The organism is Comamonas kerstersii (genome assembly GCF_002056725.1).
Classification (GTDB): Bacteria; Pseudomonadota; Gammaproteobacteria; order Burkholderiales; family Burkholderiaceae_C; genus Comamonas; species Comamonas kerstersii.
The window spans coordinates 3,227,172-3,249,317 of record NZ_CP020121.1; the positions used below are offsets into that span (position 1 = coordinate 3,227,172).

18 protein-coding genes and 3 tRNA genes are annotated in these 22,146 nt (G+C 59.7%); 8 read left to right on the top strand and 13 right to left on the bottom strand.

The annotated features are described in order from the left end of the window. Positions 1-5 precede the first annotated feature (5 nt). Positions 6-545 (top strand): hypothetical protein, encoded by a 540-nt coding sequence (locus tag B5M06_RS17585; RefSeq protein ID WP_240183948.1) that lies wholly within the window; start codon positions 6-8, stop codon positions 543-545. A 15-nt stretch (positions 546-560) separates the two neighbouring features. Here B5M06_RS17585 and B5M06_RS15195 read toward each other — a convergent pair whose 3' ends face one another. The 6 genes from B5M06_RS15195 to B5M06_RS15220 all read right to left on the bottom strand — a co-directional run bounded on the left by B5M06_RS15195 (position 561) and on the right by B5M06_RS15220 (position 8,454). Then, a complete protein-coding gene (locus tag B5M06_RS15195) occupies positions 561-1,385 on the bottom strand; it encodes a carbohydrate ABC transporter permease (RefSeq protein WP_054065775.1) in 825 nt (274 codons plus the stop codon). Beyond that, the gene (locus tag B5M06_RS15200; RefSeq protein ID WP_054065774.1) at positions 1,382-2,284 is read right to left on the bottom strand and encodes a carbohydrate ABC transporter permease; all 903 of its coding nucleotides are present in this window, start codon (positions 2,282-2,284) and stop codon (positions 1,382-1,384) included. The genes B5M06_RS15195 and B5M06_RS15200 overlap by 4 nt, the downstream gene beginning before the upstream one ends. Before the next feature lie 113 nt (positions 2,285-2,397). After that, a complete protein-coding gene (locus tag B5M06_RS15205) occupies positions 2,398-3,684 on the bottom strand; it encodes an ABC transporter substrate-binding protein (RefSeq protein ID WP_054065773.1) in 1,287 nt (428 codons plus the stop codon). 32 nt (positions 3,685-3,716) lie between these two features. Beyond that, positions 3,717-4,757 carry an ABC transporter ATP-binding protein gene (locus B5M06_RS15210; protein ID WP_054065772.1) on the bottom strand — a complete coding sequence of 347 codons (1,041 nt, stop codon included), beginning with the start codon at positions 4,755-4,757 and terminating at the stop codon, positions 3,717-3,719. Positions 4,758-4,937: 180 nt separating this feature from the next. After that, positions 4,938-6,995, bottom strand: coding sequence for a BCCT family transporter (locus B5M06_RS15215; RefSeq protein ID WP_054065771.1), 2,058 nt, complete (start codon positions 6,993-6,995; stop codon positions 4,938-4,940). A 208-nt stretch (positions 6,996-7,203) separates the two neighbouring features. Beyond that, positions 7,204-8,454: an aminotransferase class I/II-fold pyridoxal phosphate-dependent enzyme gene (locus tag B5M06_RS15220; protein WP_114070893.1), complete on the bottom strand. Its 1,251-nt coding sequence runs from the start codon at positions 8,452-8,454 to the stop codon at positions 7,204-7,206. A gap of 121 nt (positions 8,455-8,575) precedes the next feature. On the opposite strand from B5M06_RS15220, the gene B5M06_RS15225 reads away from it, so the two are divergent. From B5M06_RS15225 to B5M06_RS15240, 4 genes are all read left to right on the top strand, one after another. After that, the gene (locus B5M06_RS15225) at positions 8,576-9,046 is read left to right on the top strand and encodes an EVE domain-containing protein (protein ID WP_054065770.1); all 471 of its coding nucleotides are present in this window, start codon (positions 8,576-8,578) and stop codon (positions 9,044-9,046) included. Positions 9,047-9,078: 32 nt separating this feature from the next. Continuing rightward, positions 9,079-9,813 carry a hypothetical protein gene (locus tag B5M06_RS17165; protein WP_054065769.1) on the top strand — a complete coding sequence of 245 codons (735 nt, stop codon included), beginning with the start codon at positions 9,079-9,081 and terminating at the stop codon, positions 9,811-9,813. Positions 9,814-9,911: 98 nt separating this feature from the next. Further along, complete coding sequence (locus B5M06_RS15235) at positions 9,912-11,852, top strand: UvrD-helicase domain-containing protein (protein WP_240183949.1); 1,941 nt, start codon at positions 9,912-9,914, stop codon at positions 11,850-11,852. 74 nt (positions 11,853-11,926) lie between these two features. Next, complete coding sequence (locus tag B5M06_RS15240; protein ID WP_054065768.1) at positions 11,927-12,247, top strand: DUF2322 family protein; 321 nt, start codon at positions 11,927-11,929, stop codon at positions 12,245-12,247. A gap of 134 nt (positions 12,248-12,381) precedes the next feature. On the opposite strand, the gene B5M06_RS15245 is transcribed toward B5M06_RS15240, so the two are convergent. The 3 genes from B5M06_RS15245 to B5M06_RS15255 all read right to left on the bottom strand — a co-directional run bounded on the left by B5M06_RS15245 (position 12,382) and on the right by B5M06_RS15255 (position 12,687). Continuing rightward, positions 12,382-12,458, bottom strand: a tRNA-Gln gene (locus B5M06_RS15245). A gap of 38 nt (positions 12,459-12,496) precedes the next feature. Further along, positions 12,497-12,573: transfer RNA gene (locus tag B5M06_RS15250), tRNA-Gln, on the bottom strand. Between the two features lie 37 nt (positions 12,574-12,610). Then, a tRNA-Gln gene (locus tag B5M06_RS15255) sits at positions 12,611-12,687 on the bottom strand. Positions 12,688-12,717: 30 nt separating this feature from the next. Here B5M06_RS15255 and B5M06_RS17170 point away from each other — a divergent pair. Further along, on the top strand, positions 12,718-13,071 hold the full coding sequence (locus tag B5M06_RS17170) for a hypothetical protein (protein ID WP_205245587.1): 354 nt from the start codon (positions 12,718-12,720) through the stop codon (positions 13,069-13,071). Further along, positions 13,068-15,113 carry a M3 family metallopeptidase gene (locus B5M06_RS15260; protein ID WP_054065545.1) on the top strand — a complete coding sequence of 682 codons (2,046 nt, stop codon included), beginning with the start codon at positions 13,068-13,070 and terminating at the stop codon, positions 15,111-15,113. Before B5M06_RS17170 ends, B5M06_RS15260 begins: the two co-directional genes overlap by 4 nt. 1,172 nt (positions 15,114-16,285) lie before the next feature. Here the strand turns inward: B5M06_RS15260 and sbcB are convergent. Beyond that, the gene (gene sbcB / locus B5M06_RS15265) at positions 16,286-17,734 is read right to left on the bottom strand and encodes an exodeoxyribonuclease I (RefSeq protein ID WP_054066246.1); all 1,449 of its coding nucleotides are present in this window, start codon (positions 17,732-17,734) and stop codon (positions 16,286-16,288) included. Between the two features lie 118 nt (positions 17,735-17,852). On the opposite strand from sbcB, the gene B5M06_RS17175 reads away from it, so the two are divergent. After that, entirely contained in the window at positions 17,853-18,671 is an 819-nt protein-coding gene (locus B5M06_RS17175; protein ID WP_162777403.1) for a hypothetical protein, read from the top strand. A 544-nt stretch (positions 18,672-19,215) separates the two neighbouring features. Here the strand turns inward: B5M06_RS17175 and B5M06_RS15280 are convergent. The 3 genes from B5M06_RS15280 to B5M06_RS15290 are packed head-to-tail and all read right to left on the bottom strand — an operon-like array spanning position 19,216 to position 22,144. Then, positions 19,216-19,560, bottom strand: a complete 345-nt coding sequence (locus B5M06_RS15280) for a hypothetical protein (RefSeq protein WP_054065767.1) — start codon at positions 19,558-19,560, stop codon at positions 19,216-19,218. Further along, positions 19,557-20,945, bottom strand: a complete 1,389-nt coding sequence (locus B5M06_RS15285; RefSeq protein ID WP_054065766.1) for a cytochrome P450 — start codon at positions 20,943-20,945, stop codon at positions 19,557-19,559. Before B5M06_RS15285 ends, B5M06_RS15280 begins: the two co-directional genes overlap by 4 nt. Then, on the bottom strand, positions 20,942-22,144 hold the full coding sequence (locus tag B5M06_RS15290; protein WP_240183950.1) for a hypothetical protein: 1,203 nt from the start codon (positions 22,142-22,144) through the stop codon (positions 20,942-20,944). The genes B5M06_RS15285 and B5M06_RS15290 overlap by 4 nt, the downstream gene beginning before the upstream one ends. Positions 22,145-22,146 lie beyond the last annotated feature (2 nt).

A 22,146-nucleotide genomic window follows, 5' to 3' on the forward strand; every position in this document is an offset into this window, starting at 1 on the left:
GCGATATGCCCGCACAGCGGCTGTCCCTGGTGCTGCGCATGAACCACAACCGCTTTGACAGGCAGCTGATGCAGCATATCCACGCCATGCTCCGTGCAGATACAGCCCAGCCTGTACAGGCACGGGAGCACACACAGGCCGAAGTCCGGCGTGAGATTGCCACGCTGGCAGCGATTTTTCAGCAATGGATGCTGTGCAAGCGCCAGTTTCCGGAACGTTGGCAGGCCATGCCCAGTGGACGTGCTGGCGTTTACGTCGACGCACGTCTGGTGGCACTGGAGAAAGCGCTGGCCGAAGCAGGCTCACACCCCCGCCATCAGGCAGACTGGCTGGCCATGCTCGAGGAAGCCCCATCCAGCATGTCAGAGCTGGTGCTGATCAACCGCGAAGCCCTGTGGCAGGTTGAAAACTGTATTGACGCCTGCACACGCCGCTGGCCACAGATCGTGCAACACCCACAAAGCCTTTTTGAAAAGGCCATGGCGGAATGGATCAGCACCTGCAAGCAAGTGCTGGGCAGCAAGCCTGCAGCAGCGGATAGCTGAGCCGCCGCCCGCTGCTTACTTGATACCAGCCCGCATGAAGCTCTGCACAAACTGACGCTGGAACAGGATAAAAGCGATCAGCAGCGGCGCAGAAGTCATCAATGTGGCGGCGGTGATGGTGCTCCAGTCCACGCCCTGCTCTACGCTGGAAAACACCTGCAGCCCCACCGTCAGTGGGCGCGACTCCACGCTATTGGTAATGATGAGCGGCCACAGAAAGTTGTTCCAGTGAAAACTCACCGATACCAGCGCAAACGCGGTGTACACGGGCTTGGCCAACGGCACATAAACGCGCCAGAGCACCTGCAAAGTGCTGGCACCTTCCACGCGTGCGGCTTCGTCCAGCTCCTTGGGAATGCCCATGAAAGTCTGACGCAGCAAGAAGATGGCAAACGCTGAAGCAAAGTACGGCAGGCCGATGGCAAACAGCGTATCTACCAGCCCCAGGCGTGCCATGGTCTGGTAGTTCTCCACGAGCAGGATGTCCGGCATGATCATCAGCTGCACCAGCACCAGCGCAAAAGCCACGTTCTTGCCGCGAAACTCATAGCGTGCAAACGCAAAGGCCGCCAGCGTAGACAGCACCAGCTGCACCGCCAAAATCATGAGCACCAGCAGCGTGGTGTTCAGAAAGTAGCGCGCAAAAGGTGCCGCTTCCCAGGCATTGCGAAAATTCTGCAGCGTCCATGGCGCGCTCAGGTCAAATCGAATGGCGTAATCGCTGGGGTGGAATGCCGTCCAGAACGCATAAGCCAGCGGCAAAATCCACAAAATGGCCAGTACCCAGGCCGCCAAAGTATCTAACCGCGTGTGTCGGTAAATCACAGGGGATGCATTCATTTGTAGTGCACCTTCTTGTCCAGCACAAAAAACTGAAACAGCGCCACGCTGGCCAGCACGACCACCAGCACCACGGTAATCGCTGCCGCATAGGCCGTATCCCAGAACTTGAAGCCCACCTCATAGAGGTGGTACAGCAGCAGCGTGGTGGCGTTGTCCGGCCCACCGCGCGTAAGAATGAAGATGTGATCCACCAGGCGGAATGCATTGATCACCGCATTGACCAGCACAAACAAGGTGGTGGGCATGAGCAGCGGCCACTGCACGCGCCAGAAGAAATACCAGCGTGAAGCGCCCTCAATGGCTGCGGCCTCCTTCAGGCTGGGGTTCAGCGTCTGCAGGGCAGCCAGGTAGAAGATCATGAAAAAGCCTGCTTCCTTCCACACTGCCACCAGCGTGACGGCGCCTAAAGCCGTCGATGGGCTGCCCAGCCAGTTGTGTGAGGGAAAGCCCAGTGCCGCGGTGAACTGCTCGAGCAGGCCGTATTGCGGCGTGTAGAAAAACAGCCAGATATTGGCAACGGCAATCATGGGCAGCACCGTAGGCGTGAAGTAGGCCATGCGCAGGAACGAGCGCCCAGCCATGCGTTCATTGACCCAGACCGCCATCAGCAAGGCCAGGCCAATCGAAGCCGGAATCGTGGCCAGAGCAAACCACAGGTTGTTGCGCACAGCCTGCCAGAACACCGGGTCATCGACCATGACTTCATAGTTTTCCAACCCCACCCACTGCGCAGGGCGTGCACCCTTGGGGGTAGAGAAAAAACTGTCTATCAGCGTGGCCACAGCGGGCCAGTGCGTAAATGTGACCAGCAGCACCAGTGCAGGCAACAGCAGCAGCCATGCGTGGACGCTGCGCTGGCTGGCACCTGCCATGGGGGAAGAAACAGAACCGGACATGCGTTCAAACCATCTCTCAGAGCAAAAACAAGCGCCTTGCTGGGCTTATGCCCAGGCAAGGCGAGCAGTCACAGGTGCCGGAGAAGGCAGGCCTCTGCGGCACAGCCGCATCATCAGCGGTAGCTACGCAGAATGCGGTCAGCCTCACGCTGCGCATCCTTCATGGCCTGCGCAGGGGTCTTGGTGCCGTTAAGTGCAGCCTGAATGGCGTCATTCAGTGTCTTGGTCACACGCTGGTTCTCATGCGTAGAGAACTCAGCCACTGACACGGGCAGCTGATCACGTGCCACCAAAGCGGCAGGGAAGTCTTCACCGTATTTCTTCAGCGTTGGCGTGTTGTAGGCTGCAGGAGAAACAGCCACATAGCCACTGTCCATGCTCCAATGCGCAGCACGCTCAGGCTGGGTGATCCACTGCGCAAACTTGAAGGCGGCCTCCTGCTGCTCCTTGGGCGCATTCTTGAAGATGTAGAAGTTGCCACCGCCTGTAGGTGAGCCCTTGCGGATGTTGCCCGCAATCTGTGCCACGCCGAAATCAAACTTGGCATTGTTCTTGATGTTGGTGAGGTTGCCCGTGGTGGTCACAATGATGGCAGCCTTCTTTTCCATGAAGTCCTTGGGTGTAGTGCCCCACTCCACCACGCCCTTGGGATGCACGCCCTCCTTGGCCAGGTTCACCCAGTACTCCAGCGCTTCAATGACCTTGGGGTTGTCCAACGTCACCTGGGTACCCGCTTCATTAGCCAGCAGCACATCATTGGGCGTAGTAAAAGTCTGCAGCATCCAGTAGGCAAAGCCGGTGGATGGAATCTGGATGCCGTACTGCATCACATTGCCGTTGGCATCTTTCTTGGTGAGCTTGTGTGCTGCTTCTTTCAGCTCTGCCCAGTTCTGCGGAGCCTTGTTGGGGTCCAGCCCTGCTTCCTTGAACGCATCCTTGTTGTAGTACATCACCACGGTGGAGCGCTGGAATGGCACACCCCAGGTCTTGCCGCCCGTCTGGCTGTTGGCCATGAAGGCTGGGTAAAAGCCCTTGAGCCATGCCTTGTCTTCTTCGGTCTTGATGAAGTCGTCAATCGGTGCAATCGCATCTTCATCAATCAGCGTGAACATGTCGGTAGACAGCAGCACCGAAGTGGCCGGCGCCTTGCCGGACTTGTGCGCCGTCAGCGCCTTGACGATGGTCTCCTGGTACGTACCTGCATAAATCGGCACGATCTTGTACTGCGGATACGCCTTGTTGAACTCAGCCGCGTAGCCGTCAATGGTTTTGGTGATGGGGCCACCCACAGCGACGGGGTAGTAAAACTGCACCTCAATAGGGTTCTGCGCCCACACTGCGGTGGTCACGCTCAGCACACTGGCTGCGGCCATGGCTTTCAGAAAAGTCTTGCGTTGCATGTTGTCGATCCTTGCTGGTTGAAAGAAGGCAATCAGGCAGCCACTCGCTGGCCGTTTGCGTCAAAGAAATGCATGTCCTGCCGCGCCCAGTGCAGGGGTACCAAGCTATCGTTTTCAGGAATCAGATTGCCGGGCGCACGCACAGTGATCTGCTCGCTGCCAAGCTGGCAGCGCATCACCACATCAGCGCCGAGATATTCCTGCCCCGTAACCCGCGCCTGTACGGTCATACCCTCGGTACTGGCGACGGCCCCCCATTGAACGGCTTCGGGGCGCAGGCCCATGGTGGCGGCAGAGGCCATGCCGGTCTGGATGTCGCTGCCAGCAATGCAGCCTTGCTGCAGCTGCAGCAGGTTCATGGCAGGCGTGCCAATAAAGCGGGCCGCAAAGGTGGTGGCTGGGCGTGCGTACATTTCACGCGGCGCTGCACACTGCTCCACCTTGCCCTGATGCAGCAGCACGACCTGGTCGGCCATGCTCATGGCTTCGGCCTGGTCGTGCGTCACGTAGACCACCGTCAGCCCCAGGCGCTGCTGCAACTCGCGCAGCTCTGCGCGCATTTCCTGGCGCAGCTGGGCATCAAGGTTGGACAGAGGCTCATCCATCAGGCAGACATGGGCCTGGGCTACGAGTGCGCGGCCCAGGGCCACACGCTGCTGCTGGCCACCGGACAGCTGCCCGGGCTTGCGGTCCAGCAAATGGCTCAGGCCCAGCAGTTCAGCCGCTTCCGACAGGCGTTTTTCGGCTTCTGCCTTAGGCACTTTGCGCACAGACAGGCCAAAGCCAATGTTCTCGCGCACGCTCAGGTGCGGAAACAGCGCGTAGTTCTGGAAGACCATGGCAATGCCACGCTCAGCCGGTGGCAGCTGTGTGACATCTTTGCCACCGATACGCACCTGACCGGATGTAGCGGTTTCCAGGCCCGCAATGATGCGCAAGGTGGTGGACTTGCCGCAGCCCGAAGGGCCAAGCAGGACACAAAAAGAACCTGCAGGAATATGCAGGTTCATGGCGCGCAATGCCGTGGTGTCTCCCCACGACTTGGCGACTGCTTCTAATTCAATGGTTGACATGACTGCGCAGTCTAGGCAGCCAATATTGCATTGTCATGACATCTTTACCCGTGGTAACCCGGGTAAAAGCCTGCATCGTCATAAAAATGTCATGAATTCACAAGCATGACATCAGCACCTGTCACACCACCCATGCCACGTGTGTACTTGCGGCATGGGGGTATTCAGTGCAAAGGCGCGTTACTCCGTATGCCCGGGTGCGCGATTGAGCAGCACGGTGCGCTGGTCGGCCATCAGCGAGAGGTAGCGCTCGTAGTTGCGCAGGATGTCAGCAATCAGCTCCTCCTGGCGCAGATACTGCACGTCATAGCCTTCACGGCCGTCTTCAAAGAAGGTGATGGGCTCCACCACGTGGCGGCGCACGTTTGCTTCGTCGTCCGTCACCTCGGTGAGCATGAAGCCCGGCAGTCTGCGTGTGACGGGTCGCACGCCATAGACAAAGTCACGCAGCCCGGTAATCGGCACGATCAGGCGCACAGAGCCTGCATCCGCACCCTCTGTCACTGCCGTGTCATCCTGCACCCGGGCATCTACGCCCTGCTTGCGCATTTCAGCCACTACTTCCTGCATGGCAGGCAGTACCGATACCTTAAGGAAGCGGTTGACATCTGCCTCTGTAGGCTGGTGCACGATCTGCTCCAGGCGCTTGCGCCAGTGCTGGCCTGTCCAGAAGCTGGTAGCAGGCGCCAGATCCTGCCCGGCATGCGCCAGGTCGGCCTTCATGCCGCGCCACAGGCCTATGCACAGCAGCACCATGATGGCGGCTACAGGCAAAGCGGTCACCAGTGTCATGGCCTGCAAGGCCTTGAGCCCACCGGCGAGCAGCAGCACCACGGCAGTCATACCCAGCACGACCGCCCAGAACAGGCGCTGCCAGACAGGGGACTGTGGGTGGCCACGCGAAGCAATCGCATCCACCACATAGGCGCCCGAGTCAGCCGATGTCACAAAAAACAGGGTAATCAGCAAGACGGCGATCCACGACACAGCCTTGGCCAGCGGCAGATATTCAAAGAAGCGGAACAGCAGCGCATCCACATTGCTGGCCGTCGCTGACAGCGCGCCCTGCGCCACATGGGTGTCGATCCAGATCGCACCATTGCCAAACACGGTCATCCACAGCAGGTTGAACGCCGTGGGAATGAACAGCACGCCCACAATGAATTCACGCACCGTGCGGCCACGCGAAATACGCGCGATGAACATGCCCACAAAGGGCGACCAGGAGATCCACCACGCCCAGTAGAGGATGGTCCAGCCGCCAAACCAGCCATCGTCCTTGGCGACTTCATAGGTGAAGGTACGCAGCGACATGCCCACCAGGCTGGACAGGTAGTTGCCGATGTTTTCGCTGAAGGCCTGCAGCAAAAACACCGTGGGGCCACACAGCAGCACAAAGCCCAGCAGGGCAAACGTAATCAGCAGATTGACTTCTGACAGGCGCTTGACGCCCTTGTCCAGTCCGGAGGCTGCGGACAGACCCGCCAGCCCCACGACGACGACGATCACGGCGATACGAAACGCCGTGGTTCCTGTATCCCAGCCGGTCACCAGATTCAGACCTGCCGCCAACTGCAGTGCGCCATAGCCCAGTGTGGTGGCCAAACCGGCAATCGTGCCCACCAAAGCGAAGGCATCCACGCTGTGACCAATGGGCCCGTTGATGCGCTTTTGCAGCAGCGGGTACAGGCCCGAGCGCATGGTCAGCGGCAGGTTGTAGCGAAAGCCAAAATACGCCAGCACCAGCCCCATCACGCCATAGATGGCCCAGGCCTGAAAACCCCAGTGAAAGAAGGTAGAGGTCAGCGCCTCACGCGCAGCAGCCGGTGTGCCTGCCTCCTGCGTGGGTGGATTCAGGTAGTGCTGCAGCGGCTCACCCACGCCGAAATACATCAGCCCGATGCCCATGCCAGCCGCAAACAGCATGGCCGTCCATGAGGCAAAGCTGAACTCGGGCTTGGCATCATCTGGCCCCAGGCGAATATCGCCATAGCGGCTCCAGGCAATCAGCACCAGAAACACCAGAAAACCCGTCACGGCCACGGTGTAGAACCAGTCGAAATTCGTCACCACCCAGGCCTGCGCGCTGCCAAACAGCTGGTCTGCACGCTGGGGATAAAAACCGCAGAGCACCAGCAGGGCACCGAGCACCAGCAAGGAAGGCAAGACAACGGCAGGGGCAAAAGTCATGCGCGGCTTGCGCGCGGCGGTGGTGGGGGCTTGAGTGTCAGGTTGCATAGGCAATAAGCATTGGTTAGCCAGGAAATGCCAACCAGTATGGAGGCAACAGCATGCGTCTGTACGTCAGACAAAGTTGTGAAGCCGACGAACAAAAAAATAGCTGCCAGCGCTTGAAATACAAGGGGTTTAGATAGTTTTATATCTGAAATTCTTTAAATTGAAGCGCAGGCAGCTCCTATTTAAGTAGCTTACAACTCAATTCAACTCAGTGCTGCCATGCCTGCCCAAAGGCCTGCTCCCAGGCCTGGGCCAGATCCTGCAGCAAGTCCTGCGTGTCTTCCAGACCAATGCAAAAGCGCACTACGGTGCCAGCCTGCACACAGCCACGGCCGTTGGCACGCATGCTGTCAATGTCGTAGGGCATGACCAGACTCATGGGGCCGCCCCAGCTGTAGCCAAGCTTGAACAGCTGCAGGCTGTCACAGAAACGGTCAATCGCAGCCTGCTCAAACCTGGCATCTATCACCACGCTGAAGATGCCAGCCGCTGCGCCCTGCCCCTGGTTGGCAGCGCCACACAGCTGCTGCCAGCAGGCATGCCCGGGCGCACCTTCAAACGCAGGGTGCAGCAGTTGCACCACGCCGCTCTGGCGCTGCAGGGCCGCTGCCAGCTGGCGTGCAGACTGGTCCTGTGCGTGGTAGCGCAGCGCCATGCTGGGCAGCGCACGCAGCACGGCTTCTGCATCATTGGCGCCAATGCCAATGCCCAGACGCATGTGCGTGAGCTTGATGCGCATGTGCAGCGCCTGGTTCACGGTGGTGATGCTGCCCATGAGCACATCACCGCCGCCGCTGGGGTACTTGGTCAGCGCGTGGGCAGAGACATCCACCGCCAGGCTGCCGCCATCGGCCAGCAAATCAAAAGGCTGGAAAGCCAGGCCTGCACCCCAGGTGTTGTCCAGCACCGTGGTCACGCCGCGCGCCTGGCAGGCCTGCACCAGCGCGATCAGGTCTGGAAACTCCATGCTCACACTGCCCGGCGCTTCCAGCCATACCAGCTTGGTCGCGGGGCTGATCCTGGCCTGCAGATCGGCCACATCCATAGGGTTGTACCAGGCATGGCGAATGCCCCAGCGCGCCAGCTCGTGCTCCGCAAAGTCTTTGTTGGGGCCATAGGCGTTGTCGGGAATCAGCACCTCATCACCGGCCGAGAGCAAACCCAGCGCCACGGTGCTGATGGCGCACAGGCCGCTGGGCACCAGCAGGCACTGCTTACCGCCTTCCAGGCTGCACAGGCGCTCTTCCAGCTGATAGGTGGTCGGCGTGCCGTGCAGGCCGTAGGTGTAGCCGCTTTTGTCCAGCCAGCGGCGCGTGCGCATGTCCTGCACGCTGTCAAAAATGACGGTCGATGCCTTGTGCACCGCAGGCTGAGGGGCGGCAAAGGCCTGGGGGGGCTGGTAGCTGTGGTGCACCAGTTCGGTAGTGATGTGGCGAGCTTGTTCCTTCATGCCATACATATTAAGCGCCCCACCGCGCGGTAAAGGTTCAGCAGCGCGGCCACCCTGCGTGAAACAGACACACCGCCATGCCGTTGCACGTACGCGCACAAGGCATTGCCGCTGCCCTGACAATAGCGCCATGACCTGTGCGCAATACTGGCTCATGAAGAACGAGCCCGACGAATACTCCATAGACCACGCCCTGCAGGCCCCCGGGCAGCTCATGCCCTGGACGGGCGTGCGCAACTACCAGGCACGCAACTTCATGCGCGACCAGATGCAGGTGGGCGATGGCGTGCTGTACTGGCATTCCAGCTGCGCAGAGCCGGGCATCTACGGCATCGCACGCATTGCAGGCAATCTGCGCGTTGATCCCACGCAATTCGATCCGGCCGACCCGTACTATGACCCCAAGTCATCCCCCGACAAGCCCCGCTGGCTGATGGTGGATGTGCAGGCCGTCAAGAAAACCCGCTACGTCTCCATTGCCGAACTGCGGGAGCATCAGGCGCTGGAAAACATGCGCGTGCTGCAGCGCGGCAATCGCCTGTCGATCACGCCTGTGACACCGGAGGAATGGGACTACATCATGAACGTCATCCTCCGCTAAAAAATTACGTCGTCCCACAGAAAGCAGTACCTATGCGCGGTGCCCTGTTTGATTTCAGTTCCTGGTCGTCCATCCTCGTCACCATCATGAGTCTGCTGCTGATGACGCTGCTGATGATGGGCGTGCGCCTGCTGTTCATGCAGACCATTCAGAAAAAGCGCGAGCGCGAGAACCGCCAGATCAATGAACGACTGCGCACCCTGATTGCTGCCTACAAAACGCTGGGCAGCTCCTTCACCGGCAATCTGACCGTCAGCCCCGTGCATCTGCGGGATGCACGCACCATGACGCAGGCCGGAGAGCGCCCGGAAGATGAACCCACACCTTTTTTAGAACCCGATGAAGATGACGACAGCCCCGTTACCGGCGGCAGCTCCGAACGCCAGCGCCGCACACGCGATGCCGTAGAGGCCGCCTTGTCTGACATCATCTTGCTGGGTACCGAAGACCAGGTGCGCATGGCCGCACAGGCCGCCCAGGACCTGGTCGCGGGACGCCCCGTGCAAACTGCCATGCTGGTGAGCTCACTGCGCCAGTACATTCGCGATGCGCTGGATCTGGAAGCCATTCCCAGCGATGTAGCCATCCCTAACCAGGGCCCTTTGCGCCCCAACAGCGCCGGAGGCCCAGGCGGGCGCCGTGCGGGCAACGCCGAAGGGGGGGCAGGCGGAGGCAACCGTGGCGGCGGTGGTGGAGCCGGTGGCGGCGGCATGGGGGGCGGTCTCGGGCTTGGCATGGGCATGGGTGCTCGCCGTCATGAAGACTGAGCATCTGCCGCACTTGCCTGCTCAGAACGCTCTGCACAACACACCGCTGAAAGCAGGCCTGGCCTGCACATTGACCAAGGACTGTTTGACACACAGTCATGCACTTTGAAACCATGCAACGCCCCAATGCTTTTCTGACCGACCACGGCCAGACACTGATGCTCTCCCACGAGCAGCAAGCCATTGTCTACAGCGACGCGCCCTCTGCCATCATTGCCGCGCTGGCAGGCACTGGCAAGACCACCACCCTGGCATGCCGCGCTGTGCATGTGCTGCGAGAGCGGCCACAGACGCGCATTCTTGTGCTGGCCTGTTCACACGCCGGGGTGCAAGCCTTTCGCCAGCGTCTGGGCCAGCTGACGCAGGCCGTGCCCGCGAATCTGCACATCACCACGCTGGAGCGTTGGTGCGCACGCGTGCTGCGCCAGCATGACCCGGCCACACGCTTTCTGACCGACCCTGTAGCGCTGCGCGAGCAGGCCCAGCAAGCCCTGCGTCTGCTGGAAGAGCAGCTGCAGCAGCGCCCCGATCCACGCATTGAATTGCCATCCGAAGTGGATATGCAAGCCTTTGCCGCCTTCAACCACGCCGCCAAAAAGTCTTTGCTGCTGCAGCGTGTGCAGGAAGAAGGTGGTGATCTGGCTGACTTTTGCGACAACTACCAGCTCAGCTATACGCAGGCGCGGCTGTTTGCGGCCTATGAGCGCCTGCGCATCGACCACTGCGGCGATATCCGCTACTACGCCGAAGGCGACTGCACCTACGCCCTGGCGCAGGACGATGCACCACAGCTGCACGCCTCGTATGAGCTTGTGCTGTTTGACGAAATGCACGATCTGGACCTGGCGGCACTCACCGTGCTGCGCAAGCTGCTGCAGGCCACGCAGGCACGGTTTCTGGGCGCAGGCGACTTTAACCAGCACATTGAGGCCCAGGCCTGGTCTGTGTTTCAGGACAAGCTGCACCAGCTGGCCGACTTTCTACCCCTGCCCACGCAAAGCCTGCCGCTGACCCAGTCGCGCCGCTTTGGCCCGCAGATTGCACAGGCCGTCAACCAGTGGTTTGCGGTGGACATGAAGGCACCCAGCACACGACGCAGCACCGTCACGCGCTGCAGCTACGAAAGCGATGCGCAATGCATGGCCCAGCTGCTGCAGGCACAGGCCAGCATTCCAGCAGCCCCTGCACAGCCTGTGCGGCCGCTCACCATCATCCTGCGCCACGCGCATGATGCGGTCGCACTGGAATGGGCCATTTATCACGCAGGCCAAAGCGTCAGCCTGCACGGTCTGAAGCCGTTCTACCAGCACCGCGACATTGCGCTGCTGCTGGGCCTGCTCTATGCCCACGGCATGCAGGCAGCTGACTGGAAGAGTACGCGCTGCATGCTGGGCACAGACATTCTGAGCGCCTTTATCGATGGCGCGCTGTACTTCGGCAAAGGCCAGATTCGCCAGCGCAGCGAGGAGGAAGACAGCGATCTGGCCACCATGGCCGCGCAGATGCAGGCCTACCCACAGGCCATCTGGCGCTTTCTGATTGGTGAGCAAAGCCTGCAAGGCGGCCAGCGCAACTTCGCGGCCTTTGGCAACTTTCTGCAGCTGCCGCTGGCACTGCAGGACAACGCAGCGCAGCTGCTGCAGCAAGCGGACATCTGGGGTCTGTTTGCAGCAACCCCCATGCCCGAGCAGGACCGCGCCCAGCTGCGAGCCCGTGTGCAGGCCTTTATCGCAGCCATTGCAGACATGCCAGTAGCCGATGTGCTGACCCACGTAGCCACCATGGCGCAGCGCCACGGCAAAACCCTGCGCCAGGGAGGCGGCTTTGCCTTTCAGCTGCTGAGCATTGAACAGGCCAAGGGCCAGGAATTTGACTACGTGGCCCTGCCCTTTCTGGAGCCCGGTCGCTTTCCTGCACCGGCAGAAAAAACCACAGCTTTTCTGGAGCGCAACCGCCTGTACGTTGCCATGACCCGTGCACGCCAACGCCTGTGGCTGATGGAAAATGCTCTGCGGCCTGTCCAGCCATTTGATGCTTGATGCATAGGACGCACATTTTCACGGCAGCCTGCCGCCCGGCTGCCTTCTCATTTTTTTCTACTTAAAAGCGTTTCATGCCCTTCGCCGACAACTTGCAAACCCTTCCCGCCGTAGACCATATTGCCGAACTGCAACTGCTGGATGCACAGGGCAACACTGTGGCCCGCATCCCCAACCAGCCCGGCAAGGCCGGTTCCGTGCGCGTGTACCACGCGCTCGCTGCAAAGCATGGTGGTGTCATCACTGCTGCCGCTGCGCAAGAAGGGCTGGTGCTGTTTGCCGAGCACACAGAAGCTGCGCGCCAGCACCCAGGCAGCCACCCGAATATCGACCGGCTGTTCGAAATCATTGCCAGCGGTCAGACCTTGCACGTACGCATCGTCGCCTTGGCTTAGGCAGACGGCCTGGCTCTGCATAGGGCCAGCCAGAATGCCGCTGATAGCACGCCTGACCACGGCAGCACATAGGCATTTATTTGTGCAACAGGCATAAAAAAACCCAGTCAGTGAACTGACTGGGTTTTGTGTTCTGGCAGGGGAGGAAGGACTCGAACCCTCGCATGCCGGAATCAAAATCCGGTGCCTTAACCAACTTGGCGACTCCCCTACGCGCAACTGATCTGCAAACAGACCAACTACAAAATCTGGCAGGGGAGGAAGGACTCGAACCCTCGCATGCCGGAATCAAAATCCGGTGCCTTAACCAACTTGGCGACTCCCCTACACGCAACCGACCTGCAAACAGACCAGCTACAAATCTGGCAGGGGAGGAAGGACTCGAACCCTCGCATGCCGGAATCAAAATCCGGTGCCTTAACCAACTTGGCGACTCCCCTTCAGAGAAGCCGAGATTATGCACATAGTTTTTGGCCTCTCTGATCAAAAACGCTGTCAAATCTCAAAAAAATTTTCGAAAGATGTCCCGAATTGCTGATGTTTTCAGCAATTCGCGCAAAGCTTCCGCACTCCAATGCGAAAGCGATACAGATCTCCAGCCTGACCAGACAGTTCCACAGGCGCAAGCCCAAGCCAAACCGCATGCATCACAGTACAGGAGACTCCACCCTGCTGAACCAGATGATGCGCTGCTGACCCAACATCTTCTGCACACATCGAAAGCCTGGCAAACCGCATGTCCATCCAGCACCTGCCGCTATCAAGAAAATAGTTTTTATACGCCCTTGAAACACAGGCAGTTGGAGCAAAATGCTTTGCTATGACCAATGCTTTGCTTGAACCCTCTAGCCTGCCGCTGTTTGACCGCATCACGCCTGCAGACGTCGGCCCTGCCATCGACACCCTGATTGAGCGCGCCCAGGTGGCGCTGGAGACAGTCACAGCGCCGGACTTCCCCGCAGACTGGAACGCCATCGCCAAAGTGCTGGACGTCGCCACCGAAAAGCTGGGCATGCAATGGAGCGCCGTCAGCCACCTCTCCAGCGTGGCCGACAGCCCTGAGCTGCGTGCCGCCTACAACGAAGCGCTGCCCAAAGTCACCGAGTTCTGGACCAACCTGGGGGCCGATGAACGCCTCTACGCCAAGTACAAGGCCATTGACACCACTACCCTTACCCCAGAGCAAAAAAAGGCGCATGAGAATTCGCTGCGCGGCTTTGTGCTCTCCGGTGCTGAGCTGCAAGGTGCAGACCGTGAGCGCTTTGCCAAGATTCAGGAGCGCAGCGCCGAGCTGGCGCAGAAGTTCAGCGAAAACACGCTGGATGCCACCGACCACTGGGCCTACTACGCCACCGAGCAGGAACTCGACGGTGTGCCCGAAGATGTGAAGCAGGCCGCCAAGGCTGCTGCCGAGGCTGATGGCAAGGAAGGCTACAAGCTGACCCTCAAGATCCCTTCCTACCTGCCCGTGATGCAGTTTGCGCACAGCAGCGCACTGCGTGAAAAGCTGTACCGCGCCTACGTCACCCGCGCCTCCGAGCAGGCCGAGGGTGATCTGGCCAAGTACGACAACACGGCCATCATCCAGGAAATTCTGGCCCTGCGTCAGGAAGAGGCCCAGCTGCTGGGCTACCAGAACTTTGCCGAAGTTTCGCTGGTGCCCAAGATGGCGCAGTCGCCGCAGCAGGTCATTGACTTCCTGCGTGACCTGGCCCGCCGCGCCCGCCCCTACGCAGAAAAAGATGTGGCCGATCTGCGCGAGTTTGCCGCCAAGGAGCTGGGCATTACCGACCCACAGCCCTGGGACTGGACCTACATCTCCGAAAAACTCAAGGAAGCGCGCTATTCCTTCAGTGAGCAGGAGGTCAAACAGTACTTCACGGCCCCCAAGGTGCTGGCTGGCCTGTTCAAGATCATTGAAAGCCTGTTTGACGTCAAGATCGTCAAGGACGAAGCGCCTGTCTGGAACAAGGACGTGCAGTTCTTCCGACTGGAGCGCAACGGGCAGCTGGTCGGTCAGTTCTATCTGGACCAGCCCGCCCGCAAAGGCAAGCGCGGCGGCGCATGGATGGACGATGTGCGCAGCCGCTGGCTGCGCCCCGACACCGGCACGCTGCAGACACCTGTGGCCCACATGGTGTGCAACTTTGCCGATGGCGTAGATGGCAAGCCTGCGCTGCTGACGCACGATGACGTGATCACCCTGTTCCACGAATCCGGCCACGCGCTGCACCACATGCTCACGCAGGTCAACGAGCGTGATGTGTCCGGCATCAACGGCGTGGAATGGGATGCCGTCGAGCTGCCCAGCCAGTTCATGGAAAACTTCTGCTGGGAATGGAACGTGCTGCGCGACATGACCGCGCATGTGGACACCGGCGAGCCACTGCCCCGTGCGCTGTACGACAAGATGATTGCCGCCAAGAACTTCCAGGCCGGCATGGGCACGCTGCGCCAGATCGAATTCGCGCTATTCGATATGCTGCTGCACACCGGCGCCGCCAAAGATGGCGACTACCTGGCACTGCTCAAGCAAGTGCGTGACGAAGTGGCTGTGCTGCCCACGACCGACTACAACCGCTCCACCAACACCTTCAGCCACATCTTTGCAGGTGGCTATGCCGCTGGCTACTACAGCTACAAGTGGGCCGAGGTGCTGAGCGCAGATGCCTACGCAGCGTTTGAAGAAACCCAAGGCTCGGATGGCACCGCCAGCCAGGAAACTGCGCAGAAGTACCTGCACAACATCCTGGAAATGGGCGGCAGCCGCAGCGCCATGGACAACTTCAAGGCCTTCCGCGGCCGTGAGCCCCAGCTGGACGCCCTGCTGCGCCACCAGGGCATGGCAGAGCCCGTTGCGGCATAAGCCGAGGCTGGAGCCAACCCACAACAAAAGGAGACTGCGGTCTCCTTTTTGCTTCATAGCCCCCTCACCCTAACCCTCTCCCGTAAACGGGAGAGGGAACAAGGGCCCTGTGCTGGCGTAGTGACTCCCTCTCCCACTTGTGGGAGAGGGCTGGGGTGAGGGCCACTTTCCCTCCCCCGCTGGGGGAGGGCTGGGGTGGGGGCCAGCCCGATGCATCTACACCACCGACTGGTGTTTAGCGCCCCTGTACTGGCATATTGACTCCCCCTCCCACTTGTGGGAGAGGGCTGGGGTGAGGGCCACTTTCCCTCCCCCGCTGGGGGAGGGTTGGGGTGGGGGCCAGCCCGATGCATCTACACCACCGACTGATGTTTAGCTCCGGCCCCCATCCCCGCCTTCCCCCAGAGGGGGAAGGAGTGAGAGTCAGGGAAGTTCAGGCACCCTCGCTCTCTCCTGGAACAAGCGCCCCTGTGCTGGCGTAGTGACTCCCCCTCCCACTTGTGGGAGAGGGCTGGGGTGAGGGGCACTTTCCCTCCCCCGCTGGGGGAGGGTTGGGGTGGGGGCCAGCCCGATGCATCTACACCACCGACTGGTGTTTAGCGCCCCGGTGCTGGCGTAGTGACTCCCTCTCCCACTTGTGGGAGAGGGCTGGGGTGAGGGCCACTTTCCCTCCCCCGCTGGGGGAGGGTTGGGGTGGGGGCCAGCCCGATGCATCTACACCACCGACTGGTGTTTAGCTCCCCTGTGCTGGCGTAGTGACTCCCTCTCCCACTTGTGGGAGAGGGCTGGGGTGAGGGCCACTTTCCCTCCCCCGCTGGGGGAGGGTTGGGGTGAGGGCCAGCCCGATGCATCTACACCACCGACTGGTGTTTAGCTCCCCTGCCCCCATCCCCGCCTTCCCCCAGAGGGGGAAGGAGTGAGAGTCAGGGACGTTGATGCACCCTCGCTCTCTCCTGGAGCAAGCGCCCCTGTGCTGGCGTAGTGACTCCCTCTCCCACTTGTGGGAGAGGGCTGGGGTGAGGGCCACTTTCCCTCCCCCGCTGGGGGAGGGTTGGGGTGGGGGCCAGCCCGATGCATCTACACCACCGACTGGTGTTTAGCGCCCCTGTGCTAGCGTAGTGACTCCCTCTCCCACTTGTGGGAGAGGGCTGGGGTGGGGGCCAGCCCGCCGCCTATGCCTCCGGCACTATGGCTTCCGCGTAGTCATACAGCGCCCCCAGAATCTCTTCGGCACGCTCGTCTTCCACGGTCTCCGACAGCGCATCAATCTGCGCAAACAGCTGCTCCACGGTGCGAGCACCGCCTGCCCCATCCAGCAGCACCGCCATGCAGTGCAGCTGCCAGCGTTCCTGCTCCTGCTCCGTCAGGCTTTCCGGCCAGTTGCGTGCACGCCAGCGGAAGACCAGCTCCTGCAGGCGTACATCGTCAAAGCCCGTGCGGTCCACGCTCAACTCCTGGGGCGACAGCTCGCGCAGCTGGTTCAACCTGCGGCGGTCGGCCGGGCCGATGAAGCCGTTGTACAGGTCCTGATCCACATCATTCGGCCCATGGCCTTCGAGCTTGCTGTACACCTGCTTCCACAGCTGGCTCATGTCTGGCAACGCGCGGGCCTTGACGGCATGCTCAATGCACAGATTCATGTCAATGCCCCACTTGGCCGCCATCTCGGGCGACAGCGTCTTGAGGTTGCGCACCACCATGGGCGACTTGTTGATGTGAATGCTCTTGATGGGCAGACGCGTCACCCCCTCTGGCAGATCTGCCGCCCGGGTGAACATGCGCAAGCGCAATGTGTCCGCATCAATGGCAGCCAGCTCGCTGGGGTCTGCATTCAAATCCCAGCAGATCACCTCGTTCTTGTTCGTAGGGTGCTGGGCCAGCGGCCACATCACGGCAATGCAGCCACGCTCGGGCCGGATCATGCCGGAAACGTGCAGAAAAGGCCGTGCGTCGATTTGCTGTGCAGGCAGCCCCATCTCATGCAGCACACGGTCTTTTTTGCGCAGCGCGAAGGCAAACTCAAACAGCTTGGGGTGCTTCTGTTTGATGAGGCGCGCCAGCGCAATGGTGGCGCGCACGTCACTCAGTGCATCGTGCGCCTGCTCATGCCCCAGGCCGTTGGCGCGCGCCAGGTCTTCGAGCTTGAAAGACGGGCTGCCATCCTCCTTGACAGGCCATTCAATCCCATCCGGGCGCAGCGCATAGACCATGCGCACCACATCCAGCAAATCCCAGCGGCTGCATTCGTTCTGCCATTCACGCGCATAGGGATCGATCAGATTGCGCCAGAACAGAAAACGCGTCACCTCATCGTCAAAGCGAATCGTGTTGTAGCCCACGCCCACCGTGCCCGGCTGGCTGAAGGCAGCTTCAATCTCGCGCGCAAACACGTCTTCTGGCACGCCCTGCTCCAGCGCCTGCTGGGGGGTAATGCCGGTGATCAGGCAGGACTCGGGGCTGGGCAGATAATCCGGCGCTGGCTGGCAGTACCGCATGATGGGCTCGCCCACCTCGTTGAGGTCCATGTCGGTGCGAATCGCCGCAAACTGCGCGGGACGGTCATAACGCGGATTGGCACCAAAGGTTTCGTAGTCGTGCCAGAGGAAGGTAAGTTCAGCCATGAGGGTTGCAGCTTGAGCACCTGCAGGCAGCGCAAGTGCAGTTATGATCGAAAGATTGCTGATTCTAGCCCAGTCTTTTAAATAATTAATAAAGAAAACAAGGGCTTATTAAAAACCAATGGAAAAAATAGCCTCCTCTAAAATTAGCCCCGAAGATATAGAAACCAGAAAAAAACAAATCTACATTGCCAAAAAAACTCAAAGACTGCTTGGCAACTTTATTACTTTCCCTGCTTTTTTCAAACACCATCTCCAGCTCATACATCAAGGCAGCGCTTTTTCTCTGCACCCGCTGTATGCACAGTATTTTTTCAAACAAAAACTTATTATTCAGCTCCCCGTACAGCGCATAGAACACGCCATGCACGACTGGGTGCAATGCAATGCACAGCACTTGCACACCAGCGATTATTTTTTGAGTAATCAAGATCTGCTTTCCATCAGCCACCCAGTGGAAAACATACTGGCATACCGGCATGCGAAAGAACTCCTCGCTGCTGACTGGAACTACCAAAGCACCAAAGCCTACCAATACTTCAGCACAGCCCTTAGCAAAGGCAAACCGATTAAAAAACAGCATGTACTGCTGGATAGCACCATAGCCATTGATGCCTATTTTGAACGCTTCCAGCAACTGTATCTATCCATTCAAAACCACGGTTTATTGAGTAATGCGCAGATCAGCCAGCGTAGCACTCAGCAACCAGACAGAGAAATTGGTATTGCCATTGATCGCCGTGGCAACATCATCAAACTCCAGGGTGGTCAGCACCGCTTTGCACTGGCGAAATTGCTGAATATTTCACATATTCCGGTGGAAATTCGCATGGTGCATACGGATTTGCTTCAGCAGATCTGCCAGACCCATAAAAAATCACCCATACAGGCCATTTTGTGGATGGCACACCAGCTGGCCAGCGCAGAAGCTGTCTGTTAATGGTTGGGTGACGGCCTCCCTGCACAGCCCTCCTTCCCTCACTTCTGTTCCCTCCCCCGCTGGGGAGGGTGAGGGTGGGGGCCGCCAGAAGAGGAAGACGCTCCCCTCACCCCTGCCCTCCCGCCTCTATTCCCTCCCCCGCTGAGGGAGGGTGGGGGTGGGGGCCGCCAGAAGAGGAAGACGATCCCTCACCCCTGCCCTCTCCCGCAAGCGGGAGAGGGAGTTCATACCAAATTCATAGCTGCCAGCGCTTGCTGCATGGGCGCTAGAGGCATTTTTCATGATGAAAACTGGCGGCTATCATGCAGCGCCAAGGCGGCATGCCTCAAGCCTGGCAGGCCCCCATCCCTGCCTTCCCCCAGTGGGGGAAGGAGAGAAAGCCAGAGGGGAAGGGAGTCACCTCTCCCGCCCTCACCCCTGCCCTCTCCCGCAAGCGGGAGAGGGAGTTCATACCAAATTCATAGCTTCTAGCGCTTGCTGCATGGGCGTTAGAGGCATATTGCATGATGAAAACCCCGCAAGCAGGAGAGAGCATCGCTGGTGCTCAATCAATCGTTCGCTTGTCCAGCCCTTTTTGCAGCACCAGATCCACAATCCGCTGCTCTCGCTTATTCGATCGCATGCAATGGTCTTTCTGGAAAAGGTCTGTTACCCAGATCACGGCCTTGGCCCATTTCTTGTCGCGCTCGCGCCAGGCGTGGGAGGAGACGCTCTCCCACGCATAGCCATTAAAAAGCGTGGCATTCACAAAATGGTCCAAGGCTCGCACCCCTGCACGGCCTCGATCAGTTTTTCCGAACAAGCCAACCCACCACAACAGCAAGTAACCCAGAATCGCCAAGGGAACAATGGCACACATCAATAAAAAACCTGCCAAACGTTCCTTCACACTGCAGCCCTTTGCTTCAAACGCACCATCACCCCATTGGCTGATCGAATCGTAAGCCGCCCCACCGGCTGGGGCTCGTGTTCATCCACAGGCAATATTTCAAAATCTCTGAGCAGCATGCTCAAAATCAGCACGGCCTCCTGCAGTGCAAACGCAGCCCCCAGGCACACCCGTGGGCCCATGCTGAAAGGAAAATAGGCATGCTTAAGTGCAGCCTTGCTCTCTTCGCGGTCAAACCGGTCAGGGTCAAACGCATCAGGCTCCTTCCACCACTTTCTGTGCCGCTGCATCAGCCAGGGGGCCACCACCACCGTGCTGCCAGCCTTGACCTGCTTGTTGCGGATCGGGCACGTCTGGGCACTTTCACGCGCGAAGAAGCCCACGGGTGGAAACAGCCGCAATGCCTCGCGGAAGATGTTCCACACCAGCGGCAAGTCTTTCATATCGCGCTGCTCCGGCTGGCGCTGTGCCAGCACCTCATCAATCTGGGCCCGTGCACGGGTCTGCACTTCCTGGTCCATGGAGAGCAAATAGCAGGCCCATGTCAGCGCACTGGCTGAAGTCTCATGGCCCGCCAGAAACAGCATGGCCACCTGATTCACCAGCTCTTCAAAGTCAAACGGCTGGCCTGTCTGCGGATCTTTGGCCTGCATAAAGGCCGCAAGAATATCTTTGGGCTCTTCATCCACCTCGCCACGCTGGTGGGCTTCATAACGGGGCAGCACCATGGCGCTAAGCAGGCTGCGAATTTCCTTGGCTGCCTGGTTACTGCGCCAACGGTTCCATGGCAGCGCTGCCCAACGCATGCCAAACAACGCGGGCAGCATCAGCTTGGGGGCCAATGCCTGATAGCGCGCAAACGCCTTGAAGATCTTCAGCGCATCCGGCCCCTGCATGGGCTCCGAGAAAATCGTGCGGAAGATGATGTCTGCCGTCACATGCGTCATCTCCACCTCAATGTCATGCGGCTTGCCATCCGCCATGGCCTGCAGCCGCTGGAGCAAAGCCTGTGAGGCCTCCAGCATGCGCGGGAAAGCCACATTCAGCCGTGCCTGCTCAAACGCGGGGTTCATCATGCTGCGCTGGCGCTGCCATTGCGCGCCATTGGTGGTGAAGATGCTCTCACCCAGCAAAGGCTCCAGCGCTTCATGCAGCAGCTGGCTTTTAGGGAAGTTGGCCGCCTCGGTCTGCATCACGCGCTTGACCTGTTCAGGGTCATTGAGCATGTACAGATCCAGGCTGGGCAGGTGCACCTCACCCATCTGCATGTGGTAGCTGCGCTCATACAGCGCGTCCATCCAAGAACGGCGCGCATGCCAGAACATGCTCAGCTTGGATGCCTGCTCAGGACGAGGCTTGGGGTACACAGGGCAAAAACGGCTCATCTCAACAATCTTTTTCGAACAAAGTCTTCTACAGGGCCAGCATGCGTGAGCATGGCGAAATAGTCATAACCACCACGCAACTGTGCAGCCATCAAATATTGAAAATGCATGCGCATCTTATTGCGGCGCAGCCAGCGGTAAGTGTCAGGCCTGAACAGCTTGTGAAACCGCGGCGTGCACATGCACTGCGGGTTGTGCAGGGACTGTGACTTTGGCAGATAGCTCTCGCGCAGGCTTAAGCGCATCAAGTCGCACATGCCAAAACTCACGCTGTCCCCCGGAGATGAAATATCCGCCCAAAACCAGTTGGCGTCCTGCGCCAGATCAAGCAAATGCTGGCGCATCTGCGTGGCTTGGGGCATCAGGCTGAACAGTGGAATGCAATTCCCCAGCGTCACCAGTCGCACCCGCTGCCATTGCTCCTGCGTCAATTGCTGCTGCAAGCTGTGCAGCAAATCCACGGCCATGGCACTGCCCACACTAAACCCCACCACCAGCAATTCCCGCTCGGGGTGTGCAGCCAGTTCCTCTGCCAGCACCTTGGCTGTGGCTGCATGGCGCTGCTGCAGCGCAGGCACGCCGTTGCTCTCTGCAGCCTCACGCGCAAAATTCATGATCCGCATGATCCACGAGACATGCAGCACCCCATCCAGCTTCCACCCCAGCCCAAGCACCGCCAGCGCTGTCAGTACGGCAGCCAACACATTCCACACCAGGCTGGCTGTACTGGCTATTTGTGGTAGCAGCTGCACAGCGCCCCATGCTGCCAGCACGGCAAACAAGACGAACAGCAAGCCATACACCAGTGGATAAGCCAGCGTCCACAGCGTGTAAGGCGTCTGCTGGTGCAAGGGCCCCAAGCAGCGCCGCTCTTTCCAGACCAATGCGTAAGTCTTCAGCGCCTGGCTGGCCACCGCCCAGCGGCTTTTGGGCCAGTGGCTTCGCACCACATCTGACCAGTCATAAAACACATAGTCTGCAGATCGCCCCTGGGCGCTGGATACGCGCCATGCCGCATGTGGCAAGTCTGCTTGCTCACCCGCTGGCCATCGCTCACGTGGCCCTATGCGGTAGGCGGCGCCCACCACCGCTGACTGCAGCTGCGCCTGCTGGCGCATCAGCCGGTGGTAGTAAGCAGCACCTCGCGGATCAAAACCACCCACAAACAGCACCAGGCTCTGTGCTGCAGACTTTTGCATAA